The sequence below is a fragment of the Nocardia sp. NPDC003269 genome (assembly GCF_042888005.1).
GTDB lineage: Bacteria > Actinomycetota > Actinomycetes > Mycobacteriales > Mycobacteriaceae > Nocardia.
The window spans coordinates 1337293-1360840 of record NZ_JBIAPA010000003.1; the positions used below are offsets into that span (position 1 = coordinate 1337293).

The 23548-nt window shown below is 69.2% G+C and carries 22 protein-coding genes and 1 pseudogene; 7 read left to right on the forward strand and 16 right to left on the reverse strand.

The features are described from left to right. Positions 1 to 61: 61 nt before the first annotated feature. Genes ACFYWJ_RS26185 through ACFYWJ_RS26200 form a run of 4 tightly spaced genes read right to left on the reverse strand, consistent with a single transcriptional unit; the run spans position 62 to position 3715 of the window. Complete coding sequence (locus ACFYWJ_RS26185; RefSeq protein WP_355279457.1) at positions 62 to 643, reverse strand: ATP/GTP-binding protein; 582 nt, start codon at positions 641 to 643, stop codon at positions 62 to 64. Beyond that, positions 624 to 1004 (reverse strand): DUF742 domain-containing protein, encoded by a 381-nt coding sequence (locus ACFYWJ_RS26190; protein WP_355279459.1) that lies wholly within the window; start codon positions 1002 to 1004, stop codon positions 624 to 626. Before ACFYWJ_RS26190 ends, ACFYWJ_RS26185 begins: the two co-directional genes overlap by 20 nt. Further along, positions 1001 to 1438, reverse strand: coding sequence for a roadblock/LC7 domain-containing protein (locus ACFYWJ_RS26195; protein ID WP_355279462.1), 438 nt, complete (start codon positions 1436 to 1438; stop codon positions 1001 to 1003). Before ACFYWJ_RS26195 ends, ACFYWJ_RS26190 begins: the two co-directional genes overlap by 4 nt. Positions 1439 to 1456: 18 nt before the next feature. Next, complete coding sequence (locus ACFYWJ_RS26200; protein ID WP_355279465.1) at positions 1457 to 3715, reverse strand: ATP-binding protein; 2259 nt, start codon at positions 3713 to 3715, stop codon at positions 1457 to 1459. 321 nt (positions 3716 to 4036) lie between these two features. On the opposite strand from ACFYWJ_RS26200, the gene ACFYWJ_RS26205 reads away from it, so the two are divergent. After that, on the forward strand, positions 4037 to 4579 hold the full coding sequence (locus ACFYWJ_RS26205; RefSeq protein ID WP_355279468.1) for a GNAT family N-acetyltransferase: 543 nt from the start codon (positions 4037 to 4039) through the stop codon (positions 4577 to 4579). Here the strand turns inward: ACFYWJ_RS26205 and ACFYWJ_RS26210 are convergent. Next, complete coding sequence (locus ACFYWJ_RS26210; RefSeq protein WP_355279469.1) at positions 4566 to 5204, reverse strand: hypothetical protein; 639 nt, start codon at positions 5202 to 5204, stop codon at positions 4566 to 4568. The genes ACFYWJ_RS26205 and ACFYWJ_RS26210 overlap by 14 nt on opposite strands. Before the next feature lie 269 nt (positions 5205 to 5473). Here ACFYWJ_RS26210 and ACFYWJ_RS26215 point away from each other — a divergent pair, with 269 nt between their 5' ends. After that, complete coding sequence (locus ACFYWJ_RS26215) at positions 5474 to 6082, forward strand: hypothetical protein (protein WP_355279472.1); 609 nt, start codon at positions 5474 to 5476, stop codon at positions 6080 to 6082. 154 nt (positions 6083 to 6236) lie between these two features. On the opposite strand, the gene ACFYWJ_RS26220 is transcribed toward ACFYWJ_RS26215, so the two are convergent. Continuing rightward, on the reverse strand, positions 6237 to 6824 hold the full coding sequence (locus tag ACFYWJ_RS26220; protein ID WP_355279475.1) for a TetR/AcrR family transcriptional regulator: 588 nt from the start codon (positions 6822 to 6824) through the stop codon (positions 6237 to 6239). Positions 6825 to 7105: 281 nt separating this feature from the next. Here ACFYWJ_RS26220 and ACFYWJ_RS26225 point away from each other — a divergent pair, with 281 nt between their 5' ends. Beyond that, the gene (locus ACFYWJ_RS26225) at positions 7106 to 7444 is read left to right on the forward strand and encodes an NIPSNAP family protein (protein WP_355279478.1); all 339 of its coding nucleotides are present in this window, start codon (positions 7106 to 7108) and stop codon (positions 7442 to 7444) included. Position 7445: 1 nt separating this feature from the next. Continuing rightward, entirely contained in the window at positions 7446 to 8213 is a 768-nt protein-coding gene (locus ACFYWJ_RS26230) for an SDR family NAD(P)-dependent oxidoreductase (protein WP_355279481.1), read from the forward strand. Between the two features lie 95 nt (positions 8214 to 8308). Here ACFYWJ_RS26230 and ACFYWJ_RS26235 read toward each other — a convergent pair whose 3' ends face one another. Further along, on the reverse strand, positions 8309 to 8803 hold the full coding sequence (locus ACFYWJ_RS26235; RefSeq protein ID WP_355279781.1) for a flavin reductase family protein: 495 nt from the start codon (positions 8801 to 8803) through the stop codon (positions 8309 to 8311). 313 nt (positions 8804 to 9116) lie between these two features. On the opposite strand from ACFYWJ_RS26235, the gene ACFYWJ_RS26240 reads away from it, so the two are divergent. Continuing rightward, positions 9117 to 9992, forward strand: coding sequence for an SDR family oxidoreductase (locus ACFYWJ_RS26240; RefSeq protein ID WP_355279484.1), 876 nt, complete (start codon positions 9117 to 9119; stop codon positions 9990 to 9992). Positions 9993 to 10043: 51 nt separating this feature from the next. Here the strand turns inward: ACFYWJ_RS26240 and ACFYWJ_RS26245 are convergent, their stop codons facing one another. Beyond that, positions 10044 to 11087, reverse strand: a complete 1044-nt coding sequence (locus tag ACFYWJ_RS26245; RefSeq protein WP_355279486.1) for an NADP-dependent oxidoreductase — start codon at positions 11085 to 11087, stop codon at positions 10044 to 10046. A gap of 262 nt (positions 11088 to 11349) precedes the next feature. Between ACFYWJ_RS26245 and ACFYWJ_RS26250 the strand changes: the two genes are divergently transcribed. Both ACFYWJ_RS26250 and ACFYWJ_RS26255 read left to right on the forward strand, forming a co-directional pair. Continuing rightward, positions 11350 to 12543, forward strand: coding sequence for an acyl-CoA dehydrogenase family protein (locus tag ACFYWJ_RS26250; protein WP_355279488.1), 1194 nt, complete (start codon positions 11350 to 11352; stop codon positions 12541 to 12543). Beyond that, entirely contained in the window at positions 12536 to 13717 is a 1182-nt protein-coding gene (locus ACFYWJ_RS26255; RefSeq protein WP_355279491.1) for an acyl-CoA dehydrogenase family protein, read from the forward strand. The genes ACFYWJ_RS26250 and ACFYWJ_RS26255 overlap by 8 nt, the downstream gene beginning before the upstream one ends. Before the next feature lie 77 nt (positions 13718 to 13794). Here ACFYWJ_RS26255 and ACFYWJ_RS26260 read toward each other — a convergent pair whose 3' ends face one another. From ACFYWJ_RS26260 to ACFYWJ_RS26295, 8 genes and pseudogenes are all read right to left on the reverse strand, one after another. Continuing rightward, on the reverse strand, positions 13795 to 14049 hold the full coding sequence (locus ACFYWJ_RS26260; RefSeq protein ID WP_355279493.1) for a hypothetical protein: 255 nt from the start codon (positions 14047 to 14049) through the stop codon (positions 13795 to 13797). Positions 14050 to 14140: 91 nt separating this feature from the next. Next, positions 14141 to 16299 (reverse strand): annotated as a pseudogene (locus ACFYWJ_RS26265) (3-hydroxyacyl-CoA dehydrogenase NAD-binding domain-containing protein). Positions 16300 to 16303: 4 nt separating this feature from the next. Then, positions 16304 to 17515, reverse strand: a complete 1212-nt coding sequence (locus tag ACFYWJ_RS26270; RefSeq protein WP_355279495.1) for an acetyl-CoA C-acetyltransferase — start codon at positions 17513 to 17515, stop codon at positions 16304 to 16306. Between the two features lie 57 nt (positions 17516 to 17572). After that, positions 17573 to 18625 carry an alcohol dehydrogenase catalytic domain-containing protein gene (locus ACFYWJ_RS26275; RefSeq protein WP_355279498.1) on the reverse strand — a complete coding sequence of 351 codons (1053 nt, stop codon included), beginning with the start codon at positions 18623 to 18625 and terminating at the stop codon, positions 17573 to 17575. Positions 18626 to 18669: 44 nt separating this feature from the next. Then, on the reverse strand, positions 18670 to 19866 hold the full coding sequence (locus ACFYWJ_RS26280) for an amidohydrolase family protein (RefSeq protein ID WP_355279501.1): 1197 nt from the start codon (positions 19864 to 19866) through the stop codon (positions 18670 to 18672). Positions 19867 to 20099: 233 nt separating this feature from the next. Further along, positions 20100 to 21917, reverse strand: a complete 1818-nt coding sequence (locus tag ACFYWJ_RS26285; protein WP_355279503.1) for an acyl-CoA dehydrogenase — start codon at positions 21915 to 21917, stop codon at positions 20100 to 20102. An 8-nt stretch (positions 21918 to 21925) separates the two neighbouring features. After that, the gene (locus tag ACFYWJ_RS26290; RefSeq protein WP_355279504.1) at positions 21926 to 22450 is read right to left on the reverse strand and encodes a hypothetical protein; all 525 of its coding nucleotides are present in this window, start codon (positions 22448 to 22450) and stop codon (positions 21926 to 21928) included. A 37-nt stretch (positions 22451 to 22487) separates the two neighbouring features. Beyond that, on the reverse strand, positions 22488 to 23540 hold the full coding sequence (locus tag ACFYWJ_RS26295; RefSeq protein ID WP_355279506.1) for an alcohol dehydrogenase catalytic domain-containing protein: 1053 nt from the start codon (positions 23538 to 23540) through the stop codon (positions 22488 to 22490). Between the last annotated feature and the right edge of the window lie 8 nt (positions 23541 to 23548).

Here is a 23548-nt window from a genome sequence, read left to right on the forward strand (position 1 = left end):
CACCAAACATGCAGGCCCTCAACAGGGTACGGCCACGCGCGGGGTAGACACCGTCCAACGATCACCCCGCCATGAGGTGTTCGATCAGACGGATCAGGACCTCCTTGGCGGATTCCCGATCGCGCACGTCGCACAGCGTGATGGCGACATCGCCCGAAACATCCAGCGCGGCACGGATTTCGTGCTCGTCGTAGACGTCGGCGCCGTCGAAACAGTTGACCGCGATGAGGAACGGGATCCGCCGGGACTCGAAGTAGTCGATCGCGCCGAAGGAGTCCTCGAGCCGGCGGGTGTCGGCGAGCACGACCGCGCCCAGCGCGCCGACCGACAGCTCCTTCCACATGAACCAGAATCGGTCCTGACCCGGCGTGCCGAAGAGGTAGAGCACCAGCTGCGGACTCAGCGTGACCCGGCCGAAGTCCAACGCGACGGTCGTCGTGGTCTTGGTCTCCACGCCGGTCAGATCGTCGACCTCGGCGCCGAGGGCGGACAGCCGCTCCTCGGTGCGCAGTGGCGCGATCTCGCTGATCGTCGTGACGAGCGTGGTCTTGCCGACGCCGAAGCCGCCCGCGATCAGGATCTTGACGGCATCGATCGCGCCGAGTTCGGTCCGGCCCGCGAGGTCAGATTCTGCGAATACCATCGAGCACCGCCTGGAGAAGTTTCGGGTCCGGCCCGCTCGAGGGCGGTGCCGGCGATCGGAAGATGACGTGCCCGGATTGGATCAGGTCGCTGACGAGGACCTTCACCGCGGCGAGCAGGAGATCGAGGTGGGCCGCCAGCTCGGCGAGCGACAGCGGTCTGCCCCGGCAGAGCCGGACGATCTCGGCGTACTCCCGATCGAGCCCGGTCAGATCGGTCTCGGAGCGCACCGCGACCACGAGCGTGAGCATGTCGAGCGCGTGCAGGTCCCGGCCTGCCCGGCCCCGCGTCACGGCGAACGGCCGCACCAGCATGCCCGGGTCGTCGGTGAAGTCCCAGCCCTGGCCTTCGTGTCGGTTCACGGCATCGGGGGCACGCGCAGGGTGTGCGACGCCAGGCGCGGTGCGGCGCTCAGCTGATCGCGAACCTGCCCGACGATGACGTTCATCTCGTAGGCGATCAGGCCGAGATCGGCCTCGATCGCGGCCAGCAGGGCCAGGCACGCCCCGTGTCCGGCCTCGGTCACGATGAGGTAGCCCGCGTCGAGTTCGACGACGGTCTGCTGCAGCGCGCCCTTGCCGAAACGGCTGCCTACGCCGCGGGCCAGACTGTGCAGTGCCGAGGCCATCGCGGCCAGGTGCTCGGCGTCCTCGCGGGTCAGCGCACTCGATCGGGCGAGCGGCAAGCCGTCCGCGGAGAGCACCAAGGCGTGCTCGGATCCCGGGGTGCGGTCGATCAGCCCGTCGAGGACCCAATCCAGGGTCTGACGCCCCTGCATCGTCGCGTCGTTGTTCATGTTTCTGACCATCCGTTGTTATCGGTCGGGCGCGGCGGAGTTGCGCGCCTGGAAGGTGCCCTGCTGGAAAGCCGACATCGAGCGGCGGATTTCCGTCGCCGGGCGCCCGCTGTCCGGCGACGGCGGGCGTGCCGCGGCGGGCGGCTCGTCGGTCACCTGGAGCTGCGGTGCGAGGTGGGTCTGCTTGCGCCGTTTCGGAAGCGGGGCGCGCCGAGTGCCGGCGCTCGCCGTCGGGAGCACCGACGGGGTGACCCGATCGGGCGGCGCCTGCTCCGTCGGCGCGGTGCGCACTCCGGCCGGTTCGTCGAATACCTCGCCCGGCCAGGGTGGCAGCTGCGGGAGATCGTGGCCGCGCGGCACCGTCTCCGCCGCATGGCGGGCCCGTGCGCGCGGCATCGGCACGGGCTCGTCGACGTGGTCTTCGGGCTCGGCCGCGAGCAGCTCGGCCGGAATCAGCACGATCGCCTTGACCCCGCCGTAGGCCGAATCCTGCAGACTGACGGTGATGGAGTGGCGCTCGGCCAGCCTGCTGACGACGAAGAGACCGAGTGGGCGGTGCCCGGCCAGCGCGATCTCCTGGAAGTCCGGTGGCTCACGCAGCAGTTCGTTGAGCCGTTCGCGCTCCTCGAACCGGATGCCGAGACCCTGGTCCTCCACCTCGACCACCACACCGCGACCCACCCGGTTCCCCTGCACCGACACCAGCGACTGCGGCGGGGAGAAGAGGGTGGCGTTGTCGATCAGCTCCGCGAGCAGATGGATGAGGTCGGCGACCACCCCACCGAGCACATGGACCTGCGGCAGCCGAATCGCGCTGACCCGGGTGAGGTCGTTGGTCTCCGAGACCGCGCTGCGCACGATCTGCTCGAGCGCGACGGGTTGCCGCCAGCGCCGCCCCGGCTGTTCGCCGCCGAGGATGAGCAGGTTCTCGGCATTGCGCCGGGCCCGGGTCGCCAGATGATCGAGCTGGAAGAGCAATTCGAGATGCTCCGGATCGTGCTGTTCGGACTCGGCGATGTCGAGCACATCCAATTGGCGGCGCACCAGCACCTGGCTGCGGTGGGCGATGTCCAGGAAGACCTTGTTGAACCCGTCCCGCGTCCGCGCCTCGGCCGCGGCCGCGACCATCGCGGTGCGTTGCGCCGCGCCGAATGCCAGAGCCACCTGACCTATTTCGTCCTGCCCGGTATCGAGCATCGTCGTCTCGGCGACGACATCGACCTGCTCGCCGTCATGGATCCGGCGCACGATCGACGGGAGTGTCTCGTTGGCCAGCTCCAAGCTTCGCGAACGCAGCGAACGCAACCGGCGGATCAGGCGGTTGGCCAACCGCAGCGCCATGACGAAGGCGCCGATCGAGATCACCGTGATGAGAGCGGCCACGGCGAGCGATCGCTGGATCGACCGATCGGCTGCCGCCGAGGCCTGCGCGTTCGCGTGATACACGTGATCCCGGAACACACCGATGAGTTCGGCGGCCACGACTCGCTCGGCCGCTTGCCATTCGGTGAAGGGGATCTCGATAGTGCCGCGCTCGGCGAGCAGCTCCTGTGATCCGGTCGCGGTTCGCCATGCGGCGGTCTCGACGAGCCGGGCGACGCGTTGCCTGCCACCGTCGGTGAGCCGTCCGGTGAGATTCTCGAGCTGGTGCCGATATCCGCCGACGAGTTGCGCGAAGACACGGCGTTCCTGGACCGAGAGCGATTCCTCGCGGGCCGCCCGCGCGGCACCGATGGCGAACGCGCGGGAATGCAACTCCGCCATCTGGATCAGATCCGCCGCGGTCATCTCCGCCGCGGCGGTCCGTGGGTCCGGGACGGCGATCGCGAGGCCTTCGAGGCCGGTGGCGATGACACCGGCGAGTCGACGGTAGAAGTCGTCGACCGAGCCGATGTCGGTGTGCCCCAGATCCACGGCCTGCCGAACCCCGGGCGCGGCGGCGACGAGATCGACGTAGACCGTCGAGGACCTGTCCACCCCGTCCGGCGCCAGCCTCTCCAGCTCCGGTGTACGGCGGCCGATCTCGGCGAGCGCGGCGTCGGTCCTGGCTCGCTGTGCCGGCAATCCGGCCGCCGATGTCGAGTCACCGTTCAGCGCGGCAAGACTCAGCGATCGCTCGTTCTGCACTTCGACGATGAACACGACGAGCGGATCGACCGCGTCGTTCAGATGTTTCGACCACTGGGAAGCCGCGCGCGCCTCGTCCACGAGCACGGCGACAGTGACCGTCCCGGTGAGAAAGAGCGCCGCACAGGGAACGAGCGCGATCGCCAGCACCCGTATCCGGATACTCGTACCCTGCCGTCGAACCCACGACCCCCGGACCCTCGTCTCTGTCACAGCCGGATGTTCTCCCCCGGGCCCACCCCGGCGGCATCGGCAACACCGGACCAGCTGTCCGCGTCGCTGACGTCGACCATTGCGCGCTCCTGTCTCGTACGGATGTTCGTAGCGAGATCAGTAAATCCATTGCGGGAGTGCGCTTGTAGCCGCCGAATGGCGCGATCATTCCGGGAAACTCCGCCGGATGGCGGTACCACCGTGCCGCGCCCGATCACGGCCGACCAGCCCGACCCCCGAAGTGAGGGATGATGAGTCATGCCGCATGACCGTTCGCCGGATCTGTCGCTGACCGCGCGAGCGCTCGACCATCCGGACTCCGCGCAGCTCTTGCACGACTATGCCGTCGAGCGACGGGCGATGGTGGGATTCGACGATCCGCCGGACCTGGACAGGAAGGTGGAGTACGACCCACCCGTCGGGCTTTTCGTCGTCGCGTACACCGCGCTCGGCGAGCCGGTGGCCTGCGGCGGAATCGGTACCTACGCGAAGGCTGATCGGGTCGCCGAGGTCCGGAAGATGTTCGTGGTTCCGCATCACCGCAATCAGGGGCTGGCGCGGCGCGTGCTCGCGCACCTCGAATCCTTCGGCGCGGCACAGGGCGTGCAGCGGGTGTTGCTGGAAACCGGCTCCTACAACCGAGCGGCCACACACCTCTACCCGTCAGCGGGGTACGACCCGATCCCGCCCTATGTGCCGGGCAGACCGGACTTCAATCGTGCGTACGCGAAGACGTTGACAGAGTCGGCTGTTCGGGGCACCGGTAGGTGCGTCGATCCGTCGGCGCTCAGCGGGAGCTGACGCAGACGACGTAGCGGCGCTGGCCGTAGACGACGCCGCGGTCGCCCGCCGTGCAGACGTTCACGTCGGTGGTGTCGTGGCGGATTTCGAGGACGCGGACCCGACCGGGTACGTCGGCGGCGCATTCCACGTGCCGGACCGCGCCGCCGGACAGGTCGACGCAGCCGCCGACCGTCCAGTCGATGTCCAGGCAGAGGGTCTCCTGGAGGCCGCCGGGGAGGGTGCGGGGTTGGGAACGGTCGACGTCGCCGGGGCAGTGGGCACCCGCCGCCGCCAATTCCGTGACCTTGTAGTGAGAATTCGCGCTGCCGCACGCGGCTTGCTGAATATCGGCCGCGCCCAAATCCACACAATCGCCGACACTCAGATCCACACGGGGAATCCGGGACGCGGATTTACTCAGTGTGGACGCGACTCCACCGGACAGCTCAAGAATAGTACCCAGCGGCTGAGTTCCCGAAACCTCGGTAAAGGAAGTTGTTGCGGCAGAATCGTCCTCGGCCGGTCCGGACATCCGCGCGCCCAGCCCCGCGATCACCGACAGCGCCCCGTAGAACGTCCCTGCCAGGGCAAACACCGCCACCACCGACACGCCAGCCACGGCCAAGTTCTTTCGACGCGCCATCTGTGTTGTTCCTACTCGTCCGCTGGACGCCTCCCGACCGACGCCCCACTGCTTGACAGTTCATACACGGCCGCACACGAACGTGTCGAATTGTGAATCTGCGCAGTTTTACAGCGGAAAGCTGGTCCGGCGCCCAAATGAGCACGGATAACTATCCGGCGAAAAAGGGTGCTAGGGTCTGCCCGATCTCACTGGCGGACACCACGGTTCGTGCCCCTCGGCACGCCGGTCGGCCGGGCTGTCTTCGTCATGCGTAAAGGAAATCCCTGATGAAACTCGGTCTTTTCCCTGCTACCGCGCTCCTGGTCGGCACCGCCGTCTGGATCACCTCCGGTGCCGCCGCCGCGGAGCCGGCCGCGCCGACGCCCCAGGCCACCACGTCCGGGGTCGACCGGTCCGTGCGCTACGAGGCCACCCTCACCGAGTTCTCCCGCGTGCTGACCACCACCGTCACCGGCGGCACCTTCACCACCACCGAAGACAACACCGCGGTCACCCTCACCTCCGACGCGGGCGAGGTCGTCACCCACATCCCGCTCACCTACGAGATCTCCGGCGCGAAGATGCGGGTGGCGCAGACGATCTCCGACAACGGCCGCCACCTCGTGCTCACCCCGCAGGCGACCGCCACCGAGATCGGCGAGATGCAGACCATCAGCCCCATGTCCCAGCTGACGAACGAGATCAACCGCAATGTGGTCGGCGTGGTCGTCGGCGGCCTGCTCGGCGGCCTCATCGGCACGGTCCTCGGTTTCGGCTTCCTGAGCATCATCACCGGCCCGGTCGGCCTGGTCCTCGGCGCGATCGCCGGCGGCTACGCGATGGGCGGCCAGCCCTTCCTCGACGCCGTCACCGCCGTCGTCAGCGGCCAGCCCTGACCGACGCCGATGTCGCGCCGCTCGCGGATCCACCCTCCCGAGCGGCGCGCGTCCCCGCCTCCCCCGCATCGATTCGATCCGGCCCCGAGCGCACCGAGGAACCCTCGGCGACCACCGTCGACGGCGTGACCCCGGCCGGAGCCGCGATGACAGCTCACTCCCCGCCGGATCCCCGCTCCCTGCGGTCGAAACGGCCGGCGGCGAGCCCGGCGGCGACGGCGTTCGTCGCGGCCCGACCGGCGGTGTCCAGTGGCGCCGAGGATCGGGTGGTGCGCGCGAGCAGGACAGCGCCCTCGATCAAGCAGAAGATCTCCACCGCGACCTCACGCGCGCGATCGGCGGCCATCCCGGCCGTGGTGAAGCGCTCGGTGAGCACCTCCAGCCACGACTCGAACGCCTCGGCCGCGGCGGTCCGCATCACCTCGTCGTTGTTGGCGACCTCCAGGGCGATCGTCGCGATCGGGCAGGCGTAGCCGTACTCGGTGCTCTCGAGCAGCTCGGCGGCCTGGACGAACGAAGCCGCCGTCGCCTCGACGACATCGGCGCCCGGCGGGTAGATCGACTCGAGCAGTTCGCGATAGCGAGCCCCGCCGTGGGTCAGTGCCGCGGCGCCGAGTTCTTGCTTTCCACCGGGGAAGAAGTGGTACAACGATCCGTACGGAGCCTCGGCCGCGGCGAGCACCGCCTTGATGCCGGTGCCCCCGAAGCCCTGCCGGCTGAACAGCTCCGTCGCGGATTCCACCAGACGGGTGCGCGTTTCGGGCCGCTTTCCAACGGTTGACGAAGAGGGTGACATGCCCCTAGGGTACCCCACTAGATCAATCTGTCACATGTGACGTCGGCCCCAGTCGAGCCCCGATCGTAGCGCCGAAACGACGCCCGCTTCCCGGCCCGCCCGACCGTGCCGATCCGGCCTCGGCCGTTCCTCCCGCCTTCATTACCCCTCAGTCGACGCGACGCTGCCCCGATCCGCATCCCCGAAACCGGCACTACCGGCGGAAATCGCTGTGATAGATTGATCTAGTGACTACCGATACCCGCACTTTCGAGCTCCGTACCTACGACGCGGTGCCAGGCAAGTTCGACCAGCTCCTGGCTCGTTTCCGCGATCACGCCACCGCCCTGTTCGAAAAACACGGCATGACCAACATCGGCTTCTGGGTGGCGGCCGACGACGAGGGCAAACCCACCGAGACGCTGGTGTACCTGGTCGCCCACGCCAGCCGGGAGGCCGCGCAGAAGTCGTGGGAGGCGTTCTGGGCGGATCCCGAATGGACCGCTGCCCGCGCGGACGGTGAACAGGTCACCGCCAGCGCGACGTCGAAGTTCCTCGACTCCACCGACTTCTCGGCGCTGCGCTGATATGACCTCGCTGTTCGACCTCACCGGACATGTCGCGCTGATCACCGGGGGCAACTCCGGCATCGGGCTCGGCATGGCGCACGGGCTCGCCCGCTGCGGCGCCGACGTCTGCCTCTGGGGCACCAACGCCGAGCGCAACGAGAAGGCGGCCACCGAGCTGGCCGCGCACGGCACCCGGGTCAAGGCGATCCGCTGCGACGTCGGCGACGAAGACGCCGTGACCACCAGTTTCGCGCAGACCCTCGACCATTTCGGGCGGGTCGACTCCTGCTTCGCCAACGCGGGCGCCCGCGCCTCCGACACCCCCTTCCTCGAGACCAGCCTCGCGGACTTCCGCGCGGTGGCCCGGGTCAATCTCGACGGGGCGTTCCTCACCCTGCGGGCCGCGGCCAGGCACATGGTGGAACGCGGAGGCGGGGGCGTGCTCGTCGGGACATCGAGTGTGTCGGCGTTGCACGGCGCCCCGCGCGGTCAGTCCTACGCGGCAAGCAAGGCGGGCCTGTCCGCGATGATCAGGAGCTGCGCGGTGGAACTGGCGCGCTACGGGATCAACGCGCACTCGCTCATCGTCGGCTGGACCGAGACGCCACTGCTGTCCCGGGAGCTGGACAACCCGACGTTCGGACAGAACGTCATCAAGCGGATGCCGCACCGCCGCTGGGGCGAGCCGGACGATTTCGCCCGGATCGCGGCGTACCTGGCGGGCGGCGTCGGCGGATTCCACACCGGCGACGAGATCGTGATCGACGGCGGATACTCGATCTTCTGAGGATCGACCCGCCGCGCGAATTCATCTGCGGCAGAACATCATCGAAACGGCGACGGGGTGGTTACGGCAACGTCACCACCCCGTCGCCGCGTCGGTCAGAGATCGGCGAGCCGACGGAACCGGCTGCCGTGGAAGACGAGTGGAGCGGCGTCGGGATCGGCGCGGAGCCCGTGGATCTCGAGCAGGGCGACGGTGTGATCGCCGGCCAGGATCTCCGAATGCAGGGAACAGTCCAGCCAGGCGGTGGCGCCGTGCACGAACACCGAACCGCCCGACGTCTGATCCCAGGCGACATCGGCGAACCGGTCGGCCGATTTGCGGGCGAGCCGCAGGCAGATGTCGTCGTGTCCCTCGGCCAGCACGCTGATCCCCAGCCGACGCAGGTCACGCAGCCGCGTCCAGGTGGACGAGGACTCCTGGATACAGACCGACACCAGCGGCGGCGCGAGCGAGACCGAGGTGAACGAGCTGGCGGCCATCCCCACCGGCTTCCCGTCGACCATCGCGCACACCGCCGTCACCCCGGACGGGAAGCACCCGAACGCCCGCCGCAACGGCGCGGGGTCGGCGGTGATCGGTTCGAACGCCATCTCGGTGACGACGGGGACGGACTGGTTCACGGGGTCTCCCAACTTCTGGCCGTCGCGAACGCGGCGGCGATCGTTCTCCCGCGGCGCGCCGACCATGCCGCGGATCGAGTTGATAGATTGATCTAATTCAGCGTAGGTGCCGGGCTCGCACCCCGTCAACAGTGCCGTTTCGGGTCGCCATCACGACCCGGCGGTTGGCGGGCAATCGGTCACCACCGCGCACTGGATGGCGGGTACCGGGCGCGCGGACCAGCCGAGAGACTTCGTCTCAGCGCGGCAGACCAGCGCGTTTCCTCGGGAAAGGACACAGATCATGAGTTGGCCGACAGGAGAAACCGCCTTCGTCACCGGTGCGGCGTCGGGTATCGGTCTCGGTATCACGCGGGCACTCGTCGCGGCAGGCGCGAAGGTCGCGCTCGCCGATATCGATGGCGCGCGCCTGGCCGACATCGTCACGGAACTGACCGCCGCCGGTGGCGAGGTGACGGCGGTGGAACTCGACGTCAGCGACGCCGAGCAGTGGGAAGCGGCCGCGGATCGAGCCGAGGCCGCGCTGGGTCCGATCTCGATCCTGTGCAACAACGCCGGGGTCAGCGGCGGCGGGCCGATCGATCGGATTCCGCTCGAGGTGTGGCGGTGGGTCCACCGGATCAATATCGACGCCCAGTTCATCGGCGTCTCGACGTTCCTGCCGCGGTTCAAACGCCGGGGCGGACGCGCGCACATCATGAACACCGCCTCCATGGCCGGGATCGTGCCGATGGTCTCCGTGGGCGCCTACGTCTCGTCCAAGTTCGCCGCGGTCGGCTTCTCGATGGTGCTGCGCGACGAGCTCCGGGGCACCGATATCGATGTATCGCTGTTGTGCCCCGGCACCGTGGCGACCCGGCTGAGCACCACCGCCGAAGAGGCGCAGGCGAAACTGCTCGGCCAGGAGGTCGACGCCGAGGCCGCCGCGCAGAACGGCGCGCTGCTCGCCCAGGGCGCCGATCCGGACCGGGTCGGCGCGCAGGTCGTCGAGGCCATGCAGGACAGGCAATTCCTGATCATCACCCATCGGGAATGGAGTCCGCTGGTCGCCCGGGTACACAACGAGGTCGAGCGCGCCTTCACCGAATTCGACGGCAGGCACGGCCCCGACGCGACGGCCCAGCTGCTGATCGACGGCACCGGACCGATCGCCTCGTGAGGGGAAGCGACTCCCCCGCCGTGCGCGGCGAGGGAGTCGCGGTCGGGCGCCTCAGCTCAGGGTCGGGTCCTCGCCGACCCGAACGAGCAGCTTGCCGAAATTCCGTCCGGTCAGCAGGCCGCGGAAGGCCTCCGGCGCGCGGTCGAGGCCGTCGACGATGTCCTCGCGATAGCGGACCGTTCCGTCGGCGACCCAGCCGGTCATCTCCCGCAGGAAGTCCGCGTGATGGGTCGGGATGAACTCGTCCTGGATGAAGCCGCGCACGGACAGGCTCAGCGAGAGCGTCTGGAAGAGGAAGGCGGACAGGTCCAGCCGGTCCCGCCCGGACGGGGACAGCAGGGTGTTGTAGGTGGACACCACCCCGCACACGGGAATTCGGGCGAACTTGTTCAGCCGGCCCAGGACGGCATCGGTGACCGCGCCACCGACATTCTCGAAGTACACATCGATGCCCGCCGGAGTCGCCGCCGCGAGGTCGGCCCGGAAGGTCGGCGAGCGATGGTCGACCGCGGCGTCGAAGCCGAATTCCTCGATCAGCGCCCGGCATTTCTCCGGCCCGCCCGCGATGCCGACCGCGCGCGCCTGCTTGATCTTCGCGATCTGACCGACCGCCGAACCCACCGGTCCGGTGGCGGCGGCGACCACCACGGTCTCCCCCGCTCGCGGCTTGCCGATCTCGAGCAGACCCGCGTACGCGGTGAATCCCGGCATGCCCAGTACGCCGAGCGCCGTCGAGACGGGCGCCTGCGCGGGGTCGAGGCGCCGGGTCTGCCTGGCGTCCACGACGGCGTAGGTCTGCCAGCCGGTGAAGGCCAGCACCAGCTCGCCCGCCGATCGGTGCGGGGAGCGGGACTCCAGCACCTCACAGACGGTGCCGCCGATCATGACGTCGCCGAGCGCGAGCGGTTCGGCGTAGGAGTTGGTCGCGTTCATCCGGCCGCGCATGTACGGATCGAGCGACAGATAGACGGTGCGCAGCAGCAGCTGCCCGTCGGCGAGGTCGGGCAGCTCGGCGACGACGACCTCGTAGTCGTTGTCCTGCGGCTCACCGGCCGGGCGCGCGGCCAGCCGGATCTGGGTGGTCTTGCCACTCATCTGGGTTCTCCTTCGGACCGATCCCGCGACGTTGACACCGGGATAGACGGCCTTTAGTGTCGGCTATTAGATCGTTCTATCTAACACCTTGGCATCGTGCCCGTCCACCGGGCTCCCCCCGCGCCGCGCGGCACGCGATCGCGGCGGAGCGCGGCGGCGACGGGCCACGTGTCGCCGAACAACGAAGGAGCACAATGCGATTCCCGGTCCCCACGCCTCGATCACCGGAGGCGCCCGCGCGATGGCACAGGTCGGTGGGACAGTGAGTACCGATATCGACGCGGTCCGGGTGGCCGACGCCGCGCGCCGGGTCGTGCGGGAGCACGACCCCCGGTCGGTGCCCGCCACACAGTTCCTCGGGGCCTGCTACGACGCGGGCCTGTCCTGGGTGCACTTCCCCGAGGGCCTGGGCGGGCTCGGTGTCTCGCGTGGTCTGCAAGGCGTCGCGGACGCGATCTTCCAGGAGGCCGGTGCGCCCGCACCGTTCGGGGTGAACCCGATCGGCCACGGCATGGCCGCGCCGACGGTCCGCGAGCACGCGCAGTCCGAGCAGCTCGTGCGCCGGTGGCTGCGGCCGCTCGCCAGCACCGAGGACATCTGGTGCCAGCTGTTCTCCGAGCCGGGCTCCGGCTCCGACCTGGCCGGGCTCGCCACCTCGGCCGTGCGCGACGGCGCGGACTGGGTGGTGAACGGGCAGAAGGTGTGGACCACCCTGGCCCATCGCGCCAGCTGGGCGCTGCTGCTGGCGCGCACCGACCCGGACTCCCCCAAGCACAAGGGACTCACCTACTTCGTCGTCGACATGCGCGCCCCCGGTGTCGAGACCCGGCCGCTGCGCCAGATGACCGGCCAGGCCGAGTTCAACGAGGTCTACCTGACCGACGTCCGGATCCCGGACGAGCATCGGCTTGGTGCGGTCGGCGCGGGCTGGCAGGTCGCGATGACCACGCTGATGAACGAGCGCAGCTCGATCGGCGCGAGTGGCACCCGGCGGGGCGACGGCACGATCGCCGACGCCGTGACGCTGTGGGCGCGGCGACCGGACCGGCACACCCCGGTGCTGCGCGACCGCCTCACCCAGCTCTGGCTGCGCTCGGAGGCCCAGCGGCTCACCGCGGAGCGTTCCCGCGCGGCCGCGACCGTCAGCGGACCGGGGCCGGAGGGCTCGATCGGCAAGCTCGTCGGCGCCGAGCTGAACCAGCGGATCTACGAGTTCTGCATGGACCTGCTCGGACCGGAGGCGCTGCTCTACGGGGACTACACGATGCGCGACCTCGGCCCCGACGAGGACGACGGCGGGCCGGTGCAGCAGCGCTTCCTGCGCTCGCGCGCCAACACCATCGAAGGCGGCACCTCCGAGGTGCTGCGCAACATTCTCGGTGAGCGGATCCTGGGCCTGCCCGGCGACCTGCGCGCCGACTCCGCACGATCCTGGCGTGAGGTGCCCCGTGGCTGACCCGAATTCGACCCCGAACCGACAGTTCGTCTACACGCCCGAGCAGCAGGAGCTGCGTGCGGCGGTGCGCCGATTCTGCGCGGACCAATCCGACGAGGCGACCGTGCGACGGCTGATGGAAACCGCCCCCGCGGTCGACCACCGCGCCTGGGCCCGCCTCGGATCCGAGCTCGGCGTCCTCGGACTCGGCGTGCCGGAGGAGCTGCACGGGTCGGGCGGCAGCGTCGTCGACGCCGCGATCGCCGTCGAGGAGATGGGGGCGTCCCTGTTCTGCGGGCCCGTGGTCGGCACCGTCGCCCTGTCGATCCCCGCGCTCGTCGCGGCGCCGGACTCGGCGGCCCGCACCGAGACGCTCGTCCCGCTGGTCGCGGGCATCCGGACCGCCGCGTTCGCGGTTCCGGTCCGGGCAGGGCGGTACGCCGCCGACGCGGTGACGGTGCAGGCGACCGGCTCGGACGAGACGTGGACCCTCGCCGGAACAGTCGAGCGCGTGGTCGACACGGGCGCTGCGGACGACCTCCTCGTCGTCGCGGCGGGCCAGGACGGACCCGCGCTGTTCGTCGTCGACGCCATCGATCCGCGGGTGGTGCGCACCGACCTGACGACGATGGACCTGACCCGGCCGCAGGCCACGGTGCGATTCGCCGACGCCCCGGCAAGACTGCTCGCGGGCCCGGCGGAAACGGCTCGGGTGTGTGCGCACGCGCTGCGGGTCGGCGCCGTCCTGCTGGCCGCCGAGCAGGTCGGCGGTGCCCAGCATCTTCTCGATCTGAGCGTCGCCTACGCCAAGCAGCGCTGGCAGTTCGGCAGGCCCATCGGGTCGTTCCAGGCGGTCAAGCACCGCCTGGCCGACATGCTCGTCGAGCTGGAACATGCCCGCTCCGCGGCCCAGCACGGCGCCTGGGCGCTGGCCGACGGTACCGACGACCCGGCGCTCGCGGCCGCCATCGCGCAGGCGACCTGCTCGGCCGCCTACACCCGCATCGCCGCCGACACGGTCCAGGTCCACGGCGGCATCGGCTTCACCTGGGAACACCAGGCGCACCTGTATTTCAAGCGGGCCTACACCGACGCCGCGCTCCTCGGCAGCGCCGAGGAATACCGGGTCCAGATCGCCGAACTGATCCTCGACACCGCCACGGCCGGTGCCGAACTCGCGATCGCGACTGGGTAAGAACGGTTGCGGGGTGGGCCGATACCCACCCCGCGACCACGCTCCGGTCACCGGATTCCGCGACAGCGCACGGACTTTCACGGAAGGTGGTCGCGGGCGTTCATCTTCGTGATCGTCGTCGGACCCGACCAGCCGCAGGGCAGCCCGCACAGGCCCACCGTGGAGACGACGACCCGGCCGTCCGCGTAGGCGGTCTTCTTCAGGAACGCGTGCTCGGCGTAGCCGCACCGCGGGCAGGTGCCGAAGTGGTCGAGCACTTCCCTGGTGCGCTGTTCCACGACGGTCGACGAGGCGATCGGTTCGTTCGGTCGCTGTGGTGAGCGCTCTGTCATCGTTGCGTTTCCTTCTGCGCCGGAACCCTTCTCCCACCCCGAGCCGACGGCTGCCGCCGGCTCGGGATGAGAGGAGTGCGCCGGGCGTGTCCTACTCGTAGCGTCCGCCCGTGGCCGCCTTCGCCACGAGGGACTGCGGCGGCAGGAAATGGTCACCGTAGCGGTGGGCAAGCTCCCGCGCGCGGGCGACGAAACCCGCTGTGCCGCCGTCATATTGGTTGATGAACTGGAGGACGCCCCCGGTCCAGGCGGGGTAGCCGATGCCGAGCAGCGAGCCGACGTCGGCATCCGCCACCGAGTTCAGCACGCCCTCGTCGAGGCATTTGACGGTCTCGAGCGCCTCGGCGAACAGCATGCGGTCGCGCAGATCCGCCATCGGGATCTGCTTGCCGCCACTGCCGAAGGCCGTGCGCAGCCCCGGCCACAGGCGGGTGCGTTTCCCGTCGACGTAGTCGTAGAACCCGGCGCCTGCGGAACGCCCCGTGCGGTCGAATTCGTCGATCATGCGGTCGATCACGGCGTCCGAGCTGTGCGCCGTCCATGGTTCACCGGCCGCTTCGACCGCGGCCCGCGTTTCCTCCCTGACCTTGCGCGGCAGTGTCAGGGTCAGCTCATCCCACAGTTGCAGCGGCGGCGCCGGATATCCCGCCTGCGCACCGGCGCGCTCGACCGTCGCCGGTTCGACGCCCTCGCCGACGGCGGCGACGGCTTCGTTGAGGAAGGTGCTGATCACGCGCGAGGTGAAGAAGCCGCGGCTGTCGTTGACGACGATGGGCGTCTTCCCGATCTGCAGGACGTAGTCGAAGACCTTGGCCAGCGTCGCCTCGGAGGTCTTCGCGCCGCGAATGATCTCCACGAGCGGCATCTTGTCCACCGGGGAGAAGAAATGGATCCCGATGAAGTCCTCCTGCCTGCGTACGCCCCGGGCGAGCTCGGAGATCGGCAGGGTGGAGGTGTTGGAACCCAGCACCGCGTCCGCCTCGACGATGTCCTCGATCTCGCCGAACACCCTGTGCTTGAGTTCGGGGCTCTCGAACACGGCCTCGATCACGAAATCCACGCCGGCGAAGTCCGCGGGATCGGCCGTCGGCGTGATTCGCGCGAGCAGGGCGTCGGCGGCCTCCTGCGTGGTCGCGCCGCGCGCCACCGCCTTCCGCTCCAGCCCGACCGCGTAACCCTTGCCCTGCTCCGCGTTCTCGAGCGACACGTCCTTCAGCACGACATCGATACCCGCCTTCGCGCTCACATAGGCGATGGCGGCGCCCATCATCCCGGCCCCGAGCACCCCGACCTTGCGCGCGGTGTACTTCTCCAGGCCGTCGGGCCGCGAACCTCCGGCGGTGATCCGCCGCAGGTCGAAGAAGAACGCCTTCGTCATGTTCTTGGCCACCTGACCGGTGACGACGCCGACGAAGTAGCGGGTCTCGATGCGGGCCGCGGTGTCGAAGTCCACCTGCGCGCCCTCCATCGCGGCGGCCAGGATCCGCGCGGCGCGGGCAGCGGCGCACCCCTGGTCTGCTTGCGCAGCAGCGCGGACAGCACGGAAAGCTGCACCGCGACAGCCGGATCCGACGGGGAGCCACCGGGGATCCGGTAGCCCTCGGCGTCCCACGGCTGCACCGCGTCCGGGTTGGCCCTGATCCATTCCTTGGCCTTCGGTACGAGCTGGTCCACCGTGGCCACCAGGTCGTCGATCAGGCCGAGGTCCCTGGCCCGCGCCACCGGGTACCGCTGCCCCTGCACCAGGACGTCGCGGACGGCCCGCTGGATGCCGAGCAACCGCGTCGTCCGCACGACGCCGCCCCCGCCCGGCAGCAGCCCGAAGGTGACTTCGGGCAGCCCGATCGTGCTGCCCGGTACCTCGGCGGCGATCCGATGATGGGCCGCCAGGGCGAGTTCGAAGCCGCCGCCGAGCGCGGACCCGTTGAGGGCCGCCACCACCGGCTTGCCCAAGGTCTCGAGCGCGCGCAGCCGGGCCTTGAGCTTGTTCGTCGTGGCGGTCAGCTCCTCGGCCTGCTTCGGCGTCGCCTCGATCAGGTCCCGCAGGTCACCGCCCGCGAAGAACGTCCGCTTCGCCGACGTGAGCACCACCCCGGTGATCGAATCCCGCTCGGCCACCAGCCGATCCACGATCTGCCCCAGCGACGCCTGGAAGTCGGCGTTCATCGTGTTCGCGGACTGGTTCGGGTCGTCCAGGGTCAGCACGACGATGCCGTCGGAATCCCGCTCCCAGCGAATCGTTTCGGTCATGTCCTCACACCCGCTCGATGATCGTCGCGATACCCATGCCGCCGCCGACGCACAGCGACACCAGCGCGCGCCGGGCCTGTCGCCGTTCCAGCTCGTCGACCATGGTGCCCAGGATCATCGCGCCGGTGGCGCCCAGCGGGTGCCCCATCGCGATCGCGCCACCGTTGACGTTGACCTTCTCGTCCGGGAGCTTCAGGTCCTTCATCCATTTCAGGACGACCGAGGCGAACGCCTCGTTCAGCTCGAACAGGTCGATGTCGTCGACGGTCAGCCCGGCCAGGTCGAGCACCTTGCGGGTGGCCGGTGTGGGACCGGTCAGCATGATCGTCGGGTCCGACCCGGTGATCGCCGCGGCGGTGATCCGGGCGCGGGGGGTGAGACCGAGATCGCGGCCCGCCTGCTCGTTCCCGATCAGCACCAGGGCGGCGCCGTCGACGATGCCGGAGGAGTTCCCGCCGGTGTGCACGTGGTCGATCCGCTCCACCCAGTGGTACTTCTGCAGCGCCACCGCGTCGAATCCGCTCACCTCGCCGATGCCGGCGAAGGCGGGCCGGAGCTTTCCGAGCGATTCGACGGTGCTGCCGGGGCGGCGATGCTCGTCGTGATCGAGGATCGTCACCCCGTTGCTGTCCCGCACCGGCACTACGGATTTCGCGAAGTAGCCGCCCGCCCACGCCGCCGCGGCGCGGTCCTGCGACCGCACCGCGAACTCGTCGACATCGGTCCGCGAGAAGCCCTCGATGGTCGCGATCAGGTCGGCACCGATGCCCTGCGGCACGATCGAGTGGTCATAGGTCAGGGCGACGTCGGTGAACATCGCACCGCCGTCGGAGCCCATCGGCACCCGCGACATCGACTCGACGCCACCGGCGATGATCAGGTTCTCCCAGCCCGAACGCACGCGCGCCGCGGCCTGGTTGACCGCCTCGAGCCCGGACGAGCAGAACCGGTTGAGCTGCACGCCGGCGACGGTGTCCGGCAGGCCCGCGCTCATCGCGGCGGCGCGGGCGATGTCGCCGCCCTGATCGCCGATCGGCGTGACCACGCCGAGCACGATGTCGGCGATGGCGGCGGGGTCGAGCCCGGGGTGGCGCGCCCGCAGCTCGTCGAGCAGGCCGACGACCAGGTCGATCGGCTTGGTCCCGTGCAGTGCCCCGCCTCTGTTCTTGCCACGCGGCGTGCGGATCGCCTCGTAGATGTATGCCTCGTTGGTCATGAACTCGCTTTCGACGAAATCACTACTGCGCCACCGGAATCCGGTCGGCGGAGACGGTCAGTGCGTGCGGATGAGGATCTTCGCCCCGGAACCGGCGCGCAGCGTGTGGATGGCGTCGACGATCTTGTCGATCGGGATCTCGTGCACCCAGCCGGTGGTGTCGTAGACGCCCCGCGCCATGGCCGCGATGACGGCGTCGAAGTCCTCGGGCAGATAGCCGACCGCGCCGACGATCTCGGTCTCGGTCCACATGATCTGGGTGGGCTGCAACTGCATCGGGTGCTCGTGGAAACCCGCGACGACCAGGCGGCCGCCGGGCACCAGGCTCGCCAGGCCGGAGGTGATCGCGGGACCGGCGCCGGCCGCGTCTACCACGACGTCGACGCCGCTGTCGTCGGTCAGCGCCGCGACCGCGGCGGCGAGATCCCCGTTCACCGGATCCACCACGGTCGCGCCCAGCGCCGCGATGATCGCGCGGCGCTCCGCGCTCGGCTCGGAGACCAGGATCTTGTCCACGCCGTGTGCCTTGAGCGCGAACCAGGTTCCGATGCCGATCGGCCCGGCACCGGCGACGAGCGCGGAGCCGCCGGCTTCGACACCGCTGCGCGCGACCGCGTGCCAGCCCACCGCCATCGGCTCGACGAGCGCGCCCATCCGCAGGTCCACGGATTCGGGCAGCACGTGCAGAGCGGACGCGTTCAGCGTGGTGAACTCGGACAGGCCGCCGTCGGCGGCCGAACCCAGGGAACCCGACATGGCGCAGGAGAACGGCAGGCCCTTGCGGCACGCCGCGCACTCACCACAGGAGACCGCCATCGGATACACCGCGGCCCGGTCGCCGACCCGGACCTCGGTCACCCCCTCCCCTACTTCGACGACGGTGCCCGCGAATTCGTGGCCCAGGATTCGAGGCAGCGTCGCACCGGTGAGCGGATGCGGGTGCGACAGATCCATCGGCAGCGATTCCGGGAAGAAGTAGAAGTGCAGATCGGAGCCGCAGATCCCGGAGTAGGCGTTGCGCAGCTTCACCTGTCCGGGACCTGGACGACCGGAATCCGGTACCTCCTCGACGCGGATGTCTTCTTTGCCGTAGAACAGAGCGGCCTTCATGGGTGGTGTTCCTTTCCTGGGGAGGGAGATGTCGTGCGTGCCGGTCAGGGCAGGAGCCACTCGGCATTCGTCCGGAAGAACTTCGTGGTGATCTCCTCGCCCAGCGGCTCGACTTTCGCGAGCATGTTCTTCATCGAGTCCTTCGTGCCTTCGACATGCGGATAGTCGGTCGAATAGCAGAAGACGTCGGCCAGGGCCGGGTCGTCCCGGAAGTAGCGATCGACGGGCTCGAAATTGAAGGGCGAGACCCGCACGTTGCGGGCGATGTATTCCGAGGGCTTCAGCGGGAATTTCGCCGCGGCCGCGCCGGGGAACACCTGGACGTACATGTCCATCCGTCGCGCCGCGTTGCCGACCCAGTGCGCGCCGACTTCGAAGAGACCGACGCGCAGTCGCGGGAATCGTTCGAAGACGCCGCCGAGCACCATGGTCGACAGGTAGTTGTCGATGGCCATGTGGACCGTCGAGAACAGCTGGATATTGGTGTTCGGGATTTCCGGCGACTGGAACAGATCCGCGAAGGTCTCGGCCATCATCCAGCCCGGATCGAGGAACGCGAATTCGGTGCCGATGTGCAGCGTCACCGCGATGTTCTCGGCCTCGAGCATCGCCCACAGGGGGTCGAGCGCCGAATGCGCGGGCGATACCCCGCCCGGCGGCACGTCGGCCTGCAGATAGACCGCGCGGACACCGGCCTCGATCAATCGCCTTGCGGTGGCGATCATCTCGCCGACATCGGGACTGGTCGGGAGAATCCCGACGAGCCGGATCCGGCCGCCTGCCAGCACCGCGTTGTCCATGACCCACTGGTTGTAGGCGTGCACGTAGCTCTTGGCGAAGTCCGGCCGGGAGATACCCTCGAATACCGAAAGGTCACCGCCGAAGCGCATTTCGTAGGCGACATCCGCCATCTCGCCGATGATCATCGCGGCGATCGCCGTGGTCGGAAAGACCAGCTGCCGGTCGATGCCCATCACATCGAGCACCTCGGCGCGCCTGCCGAGATCGATCGCGCTCGGCGCCGACGGGCCTTTGATCTCCCAGATGCCCTGGGGGTCGATCTCCTTCGTGTCACCCAGCACATCCAGCTGGTGCATATTGGTGGCCGTCGGATCCGGGCGGAGCCGATCGGCGGATTCGAAGACCCGGCCCATGATGCGGCCCGGCTGGCCGAGAATTCCTTCGAGCAGGTGGCTGGGGATCATTTCATGACTGTCGACATCATGCGCAAGCAGCTTCATCGCAACCTCCGAATTGTCCGGCCCGCCATCGAAGACGGTCCGCATCTAGATAGATTGATCTACTACTCCAGCGTAAACGCGCTTTTCCCGCTCCGTCAACCCTCGGCGAGCTCCTCGGGACATCGCGTTCTCCTGGCACAGGACGAGTCTGTTCGGAATCCCGGAACCCGGGCACCCGCCGACCGTCGCGCGATCGCGCCCCACTACCCGCCACATGCCGGGTCCGGAGCGCGTCAGAATGCCGCTTCGTCGAGATCCATGATGTGCGGGTCGACATCGGTGACGATCCGCCGCACCGCCCCGAGTTCCGGGAGCACAGTGCGTGCGAAGAACGAGGCGACGGCGACTTTTCCCTCGTAGAACGGGGTGCCGCCGCCGGTATCGATGGCGGCGAGCGCGACCTCGGCCTGGCGCAGGAGCAACCAGCCGATCAGCAGGTCGCCGACGGCGAGCAGGAATCGCACCGATACCAGCCCGATTCGGTGCACCCCGGCGGGGTCGTCGCGCGCGGCGGACAGGTAGTTCCGCAGGGTCGCGACCATCGACTCGACGTCGTCGAGCGCGCTGCCGAGCAGGGTGCGCTCCGCGTGGAGCCGGCCGTCGCCCGTCGTGAGAAACGTCGCGATCTCGCCGGTCACGCGGCCGAGGGCAGCGCCGTCGTCGCGAGCGATCTTGCGGAAGAAGAAGTCCTGCGCCTGGATGGCGGTCGTCCCCTCGTAGATCGAGTCGATCTTGGTATCGCGGAGGTACTGCTCGATCGGATAGTCCTGCAGGTACCCGGATCCCCCGAGGATCTGCAGCGATTCGCCCAGGTACTGGTACCCGCGTTCGGATCCGACGCCTTTGACGACGGGTAGCAGCAGATGGTTGATCCGGAAGGCCGTGTCGGCGTCGGCGCCGGACACGGCCAAGGCGGTGCCGGGGTCCTGGTGCGCGGCGACGTACAGGTACAGCGCGCGCAGGCCCTCGGCGTAGGCCTTCTGCAGCATCAGGCTGCGACGCACGTCGGGGTGGTGGGTGATCGTCACCCGGTGCGCGCCGCGGTCGGCCCGCTTCGTCGGATCGCGCCCCTGCACGCGGGTCTTCGCGTATTCGAGGGCGTTGAGGTAGCCGGTGGACAGCGCGGCGATCGCCTTGGTGCCGACCATCATTCGCGCGTACTCGATCACCTCGAACATCTGCGCGATGCCGGCGTGGGAATCTCCGACGAGCCAGCCGACGGCGGGAGCACCGTGCAGGCCGAACGCGAGCTCGCACGTGGCCGAGGCCTTGAGCCCCATCTTGCTCTCCAGGGCGGTGACGACGACGCCGTTGCGCGCGCCGAGTTCGCCGGTGCCGGAATCGAAATGGAACTTCGGCACCACGAACAACGACAGCCCCTTCGTCCCCGGTCCGGCCCCCTGCGGCCGGGCCAGGACGAGATGCACGATGTTCTCGGCGATGTTCGAGTCACCGCCGGTGATGAACCGTTTGACGCCCTCGATGTGCCAGCTGCCGTCGGCCTGCGGAATCGCCTTCGTCCGGACCGCGCCGACATCGGAACCGGCGTCGGCCTCGGTCAGCACCATGGTCCCGCTCCACTCGCGTTCGGCCGCGATCTGGGCCCACCGCCGCTGGGTGTCGTTGCCCAGAGTGTGCAGGATCTCGGCATTCTGCGGTCCGCTCGTGTAGACGAACGCCGCGGGCTGCGCACCGAGGACCAGCTCGCGGATCGCCCAGGTGACGACCGACGGCGCGGGCGTCCCGCCGACCGCCGCCGCCAGCCCGATCTTGTGCCACCCCGCCCGCTGCCAGGCGAGCGTGGAGGTGACGAAGGGCGCGGGCAGCTCGACCGCGTGCCTCGCGGGGTCGAAGGTCGGCGGACTGCGGTCGGCCTCGGCGAACGACGCCGCCACCGGACCTTCGGCCAGGCGCGCCGCTTCCCCCAGCATCGCACGGACCGTGGCGGTGTCCAGGTCACCGAACGCGCCGGTGTCCAGGACTCGATCGATGCCGAGCACTTCGAACAGATTGAACTCGAGGTCGCGGATATTGCTCTTGTAATGACCCATCAGGACGGCTACTCGGGCGGCGTGATGGTCAGCCCGCGGGCCGCGGCGTACTTGTAGGCGTCGTGCTTGTCGATCACGGGCGCCGTGTCGCTGATTCGCGAGACGCCGGGCAGGCTGCCGAAGTCGGGCCCGAGCAGCTCGGCCATCATCTGCCCGAAGTTGGGGTCGGTGTACATCCGTTCGCCCGAGATCAGCTTCAGATCGGGGTCGAAGGCCATCACCACCAGATACAGACCGGTGACCCGCTCGCCGTCGAGGGTGTTGAACGTCATGAAAGCCTCACGCAGCAGGGTGTTCTCGGCGACGGCGTGCACCCGTTTCTCGGCGGCGACGCCGCGCCCCTGCTGCCGCAGGATGCGGTGATACGTTTCGCGCACCGCGTCCGTGCCGTCGATGGCCCAGCCGAGGGAGGCGATTTCGTAGTGCGGGTTGGGCGCCAGGGTCGCCAGGGTGGCTTCGACGTCCATTTCCAGCTCGGCGATCTCGTGCGCGAGCAGGATTTCTTCCATCTGCTTCTTGGTCAGTTCCGACATGGGACCGGTCCTCTCGTGAACAGGCGACAGTGGTGAATCAGGTGGTCCGGATGAGGATCTTGGCGCCGGTGCCGGCGCGCAGCGCGTGCAGCGCGTCGGCGACCCCGGTCAGCGGTATCTCCTCGACCCAGCCGGTGGTGTCGTAGATGCCGTTCGCCATGGCGGCGATGACAGCGTCGAATTCCTCCGGCGCGTAGCCGACGGCGGCCACGATCTCGGTCTCCCCCATCAGAAGCTGCGTGGGCTGGAATTGCATCGGGTGTTCGTGGAGCGCGGCGACCACCACACGCCCGCCGGCGACGAGGCTTGCCAGGGCGGAGGTGATCGCGGCACCGGCGCCGGCCGCGTCCACCGCGACGTCCACGCCGGCGCCGTCGGTGAATTCGCCGACGGTGGCGACGAGGTCGTCGTGCACCGGATCGACGACCGTGGCACCCAGCGCGGCCATGATCGCGCGGCGCTCCGCGCTCGGCTCGGAGACGAGAACCTTGTCCACACCGTGTGCCTTGAACGCGAACCAGGTCCCGATACCGATCGGCCCGGCGCCCGCGACGAGCGCGGTGCCGCCCGCCTCGACCCCGCTGCGCGCGACCGCGTGCCAGCCGACCGCCATCGGCTCGACGAGCGCACCCATCCGCAGGTCCACGTTCTCGGGCAGCACATGCAGCGCCGACGCGTCGACGGTGGTGAACTCCGACAGACCGCCGCCGGGAGCGTTCGCGCCGAGCGAGCCCATCAGCTTGCAGGAGAAGCGCAGACCACGGCGGCACGCCGAGCAGTCACCGCAGGATGCCACCAGCGGGTACACCGCGGCGCGATCGCCGACCCGCACCCCGGTCACGTCCGCGCCGACCTCGACGACCGTGCCGGCGAACTCGTGGCCCAGGATCTGGGGCAGCGCCGCGCCGGTCAGTGGATGCGGTGTGTGCATGTCCCAGGGGATCGCTTCGGGGAAGAAATAGAAATGCAGGTCGGAGCCGCAGATGCCCGAGTAGGCGTTGCGTAGCTTCACCTGGCCGCGGCCGGGACTGGTTTCGGGTACCTCCTCGATGCGGAGGTCCTCCTTGCCGTAGAACAGAGCGGCCTTCATCAGTGATG

Coding starts and splice junctions, on each gene's coding strand:
- ACFYWJ_RS26185 (WP_355279457.1), bottom strand. CDS start 643: ATGGTATTCGCAGAATCTGACCTCGCGGGCCGGACCGAACTCGGCGCG.
- ACFYWJ_RS26195 (WP_355279462.1), bottom strand. CDS start 1,438: ATGAACAACGACGCGACGATGCAGGGGCGTCAGACCCTGGATTGGGTC.
- ACFYWJ_RS26205 (WP_355279468.1), top strand. CDS start 4,037: ATGCCGCATGACCGTTCGCCGGATCTGTCGCTGACCGCGCGAGCGCTC.
- ACFYWJ_RS26210 (WP_355279469.1), bottom strand. CDS start 5,204: ATGGCGCGTCGAAAGAACTTGGCCGTGGCTGGCGTGTCGGTGGTGGCG.
- ACFYWJ_RS26215 (WP_355279472.1), top strand. CDS start 5,474: ATGAAACTCGGTCTTTTCCCTGCTACCGCGCTCCTGGTCGGCACCGCC.
- ACFYWJ_RS26230 (WP_355279481.1), top strand. CDS start 7,446: ATGACCTCGCTGTTCGACCTCACCGGACATGTCGCGCTGATCACCGGG.
- ACFYWJ_RS26235 (WP_355279781.1), bottom strand. CDS start 8,803: ATGGCGTTCGAACCGATCACCGCCGACCCCGCGCCGTTGCGGCGGGCG.
- ACFYWJ_RS26240 (WP_355279484.1), top strand. CDS start 9,117: ATGAGTTGGCCGACAGGAGAAACCGCCTTCGTCACCGGTGCGGCGTCG.
- ACFYWJ_RS26245 (WP_355279486.1), bottom strand. CDS start 11,087: ATGAGTGGCAAGACCACCCAGATCCGGCTGGCCGCGCGCCCGGCCGGT.
- ACFYWJ_RS26260 (WP_355279493.1), bottom strand. CDS start 14,049: ATGACAGAGCGCTCACCACAGCGACCGAACGAACCGATCGCCTCGTCG.
- ACFYWJ_RS26270 (WP_355279495.1), bottom strand. CDS start 17,515: ATGACCAACGAGGCATACATCTACGAGGCGATCCGCACGCCGCGTGGC.
- ACFYWJ_RS26275 (WP_355279498.1), bottom strand. CDS start 18,625: ATGAAGGCCGCTCTGTTCTACGGCAAAGAAGACATCCGCGTCGAGGAG.
- ACFYWJ_RS26280 (WP_355279501.1), bottom strand. CDS start 19,866: ATGAAGCTGCTTGCGCATGATGTCGACAGTCATGAAATGATCCCCAGC.
- ACFYWJ_RS26285 (WP_355279503.1), bottom strand. CDS start 21,917: ATGGGTCATTACAAGAGCAATATCCGCGACCTCGAGTTCAATCTGTTC.
- ACFYWJ_RS26290 (WP_355279504.1), bottom strand. CDS start 22,450: ATGTCGGAACTGACCAAGAAGCAGATGGAAGAAATCCTGCTCGCGCAC.
- ACFYWJ_RS26295 (WP_355279506.1), bottom strand. CDS start 23,540: ATGAAGGCCGCTCTGTTCTACGGCAAGGAGGACCTCCGCATCGAGGAG.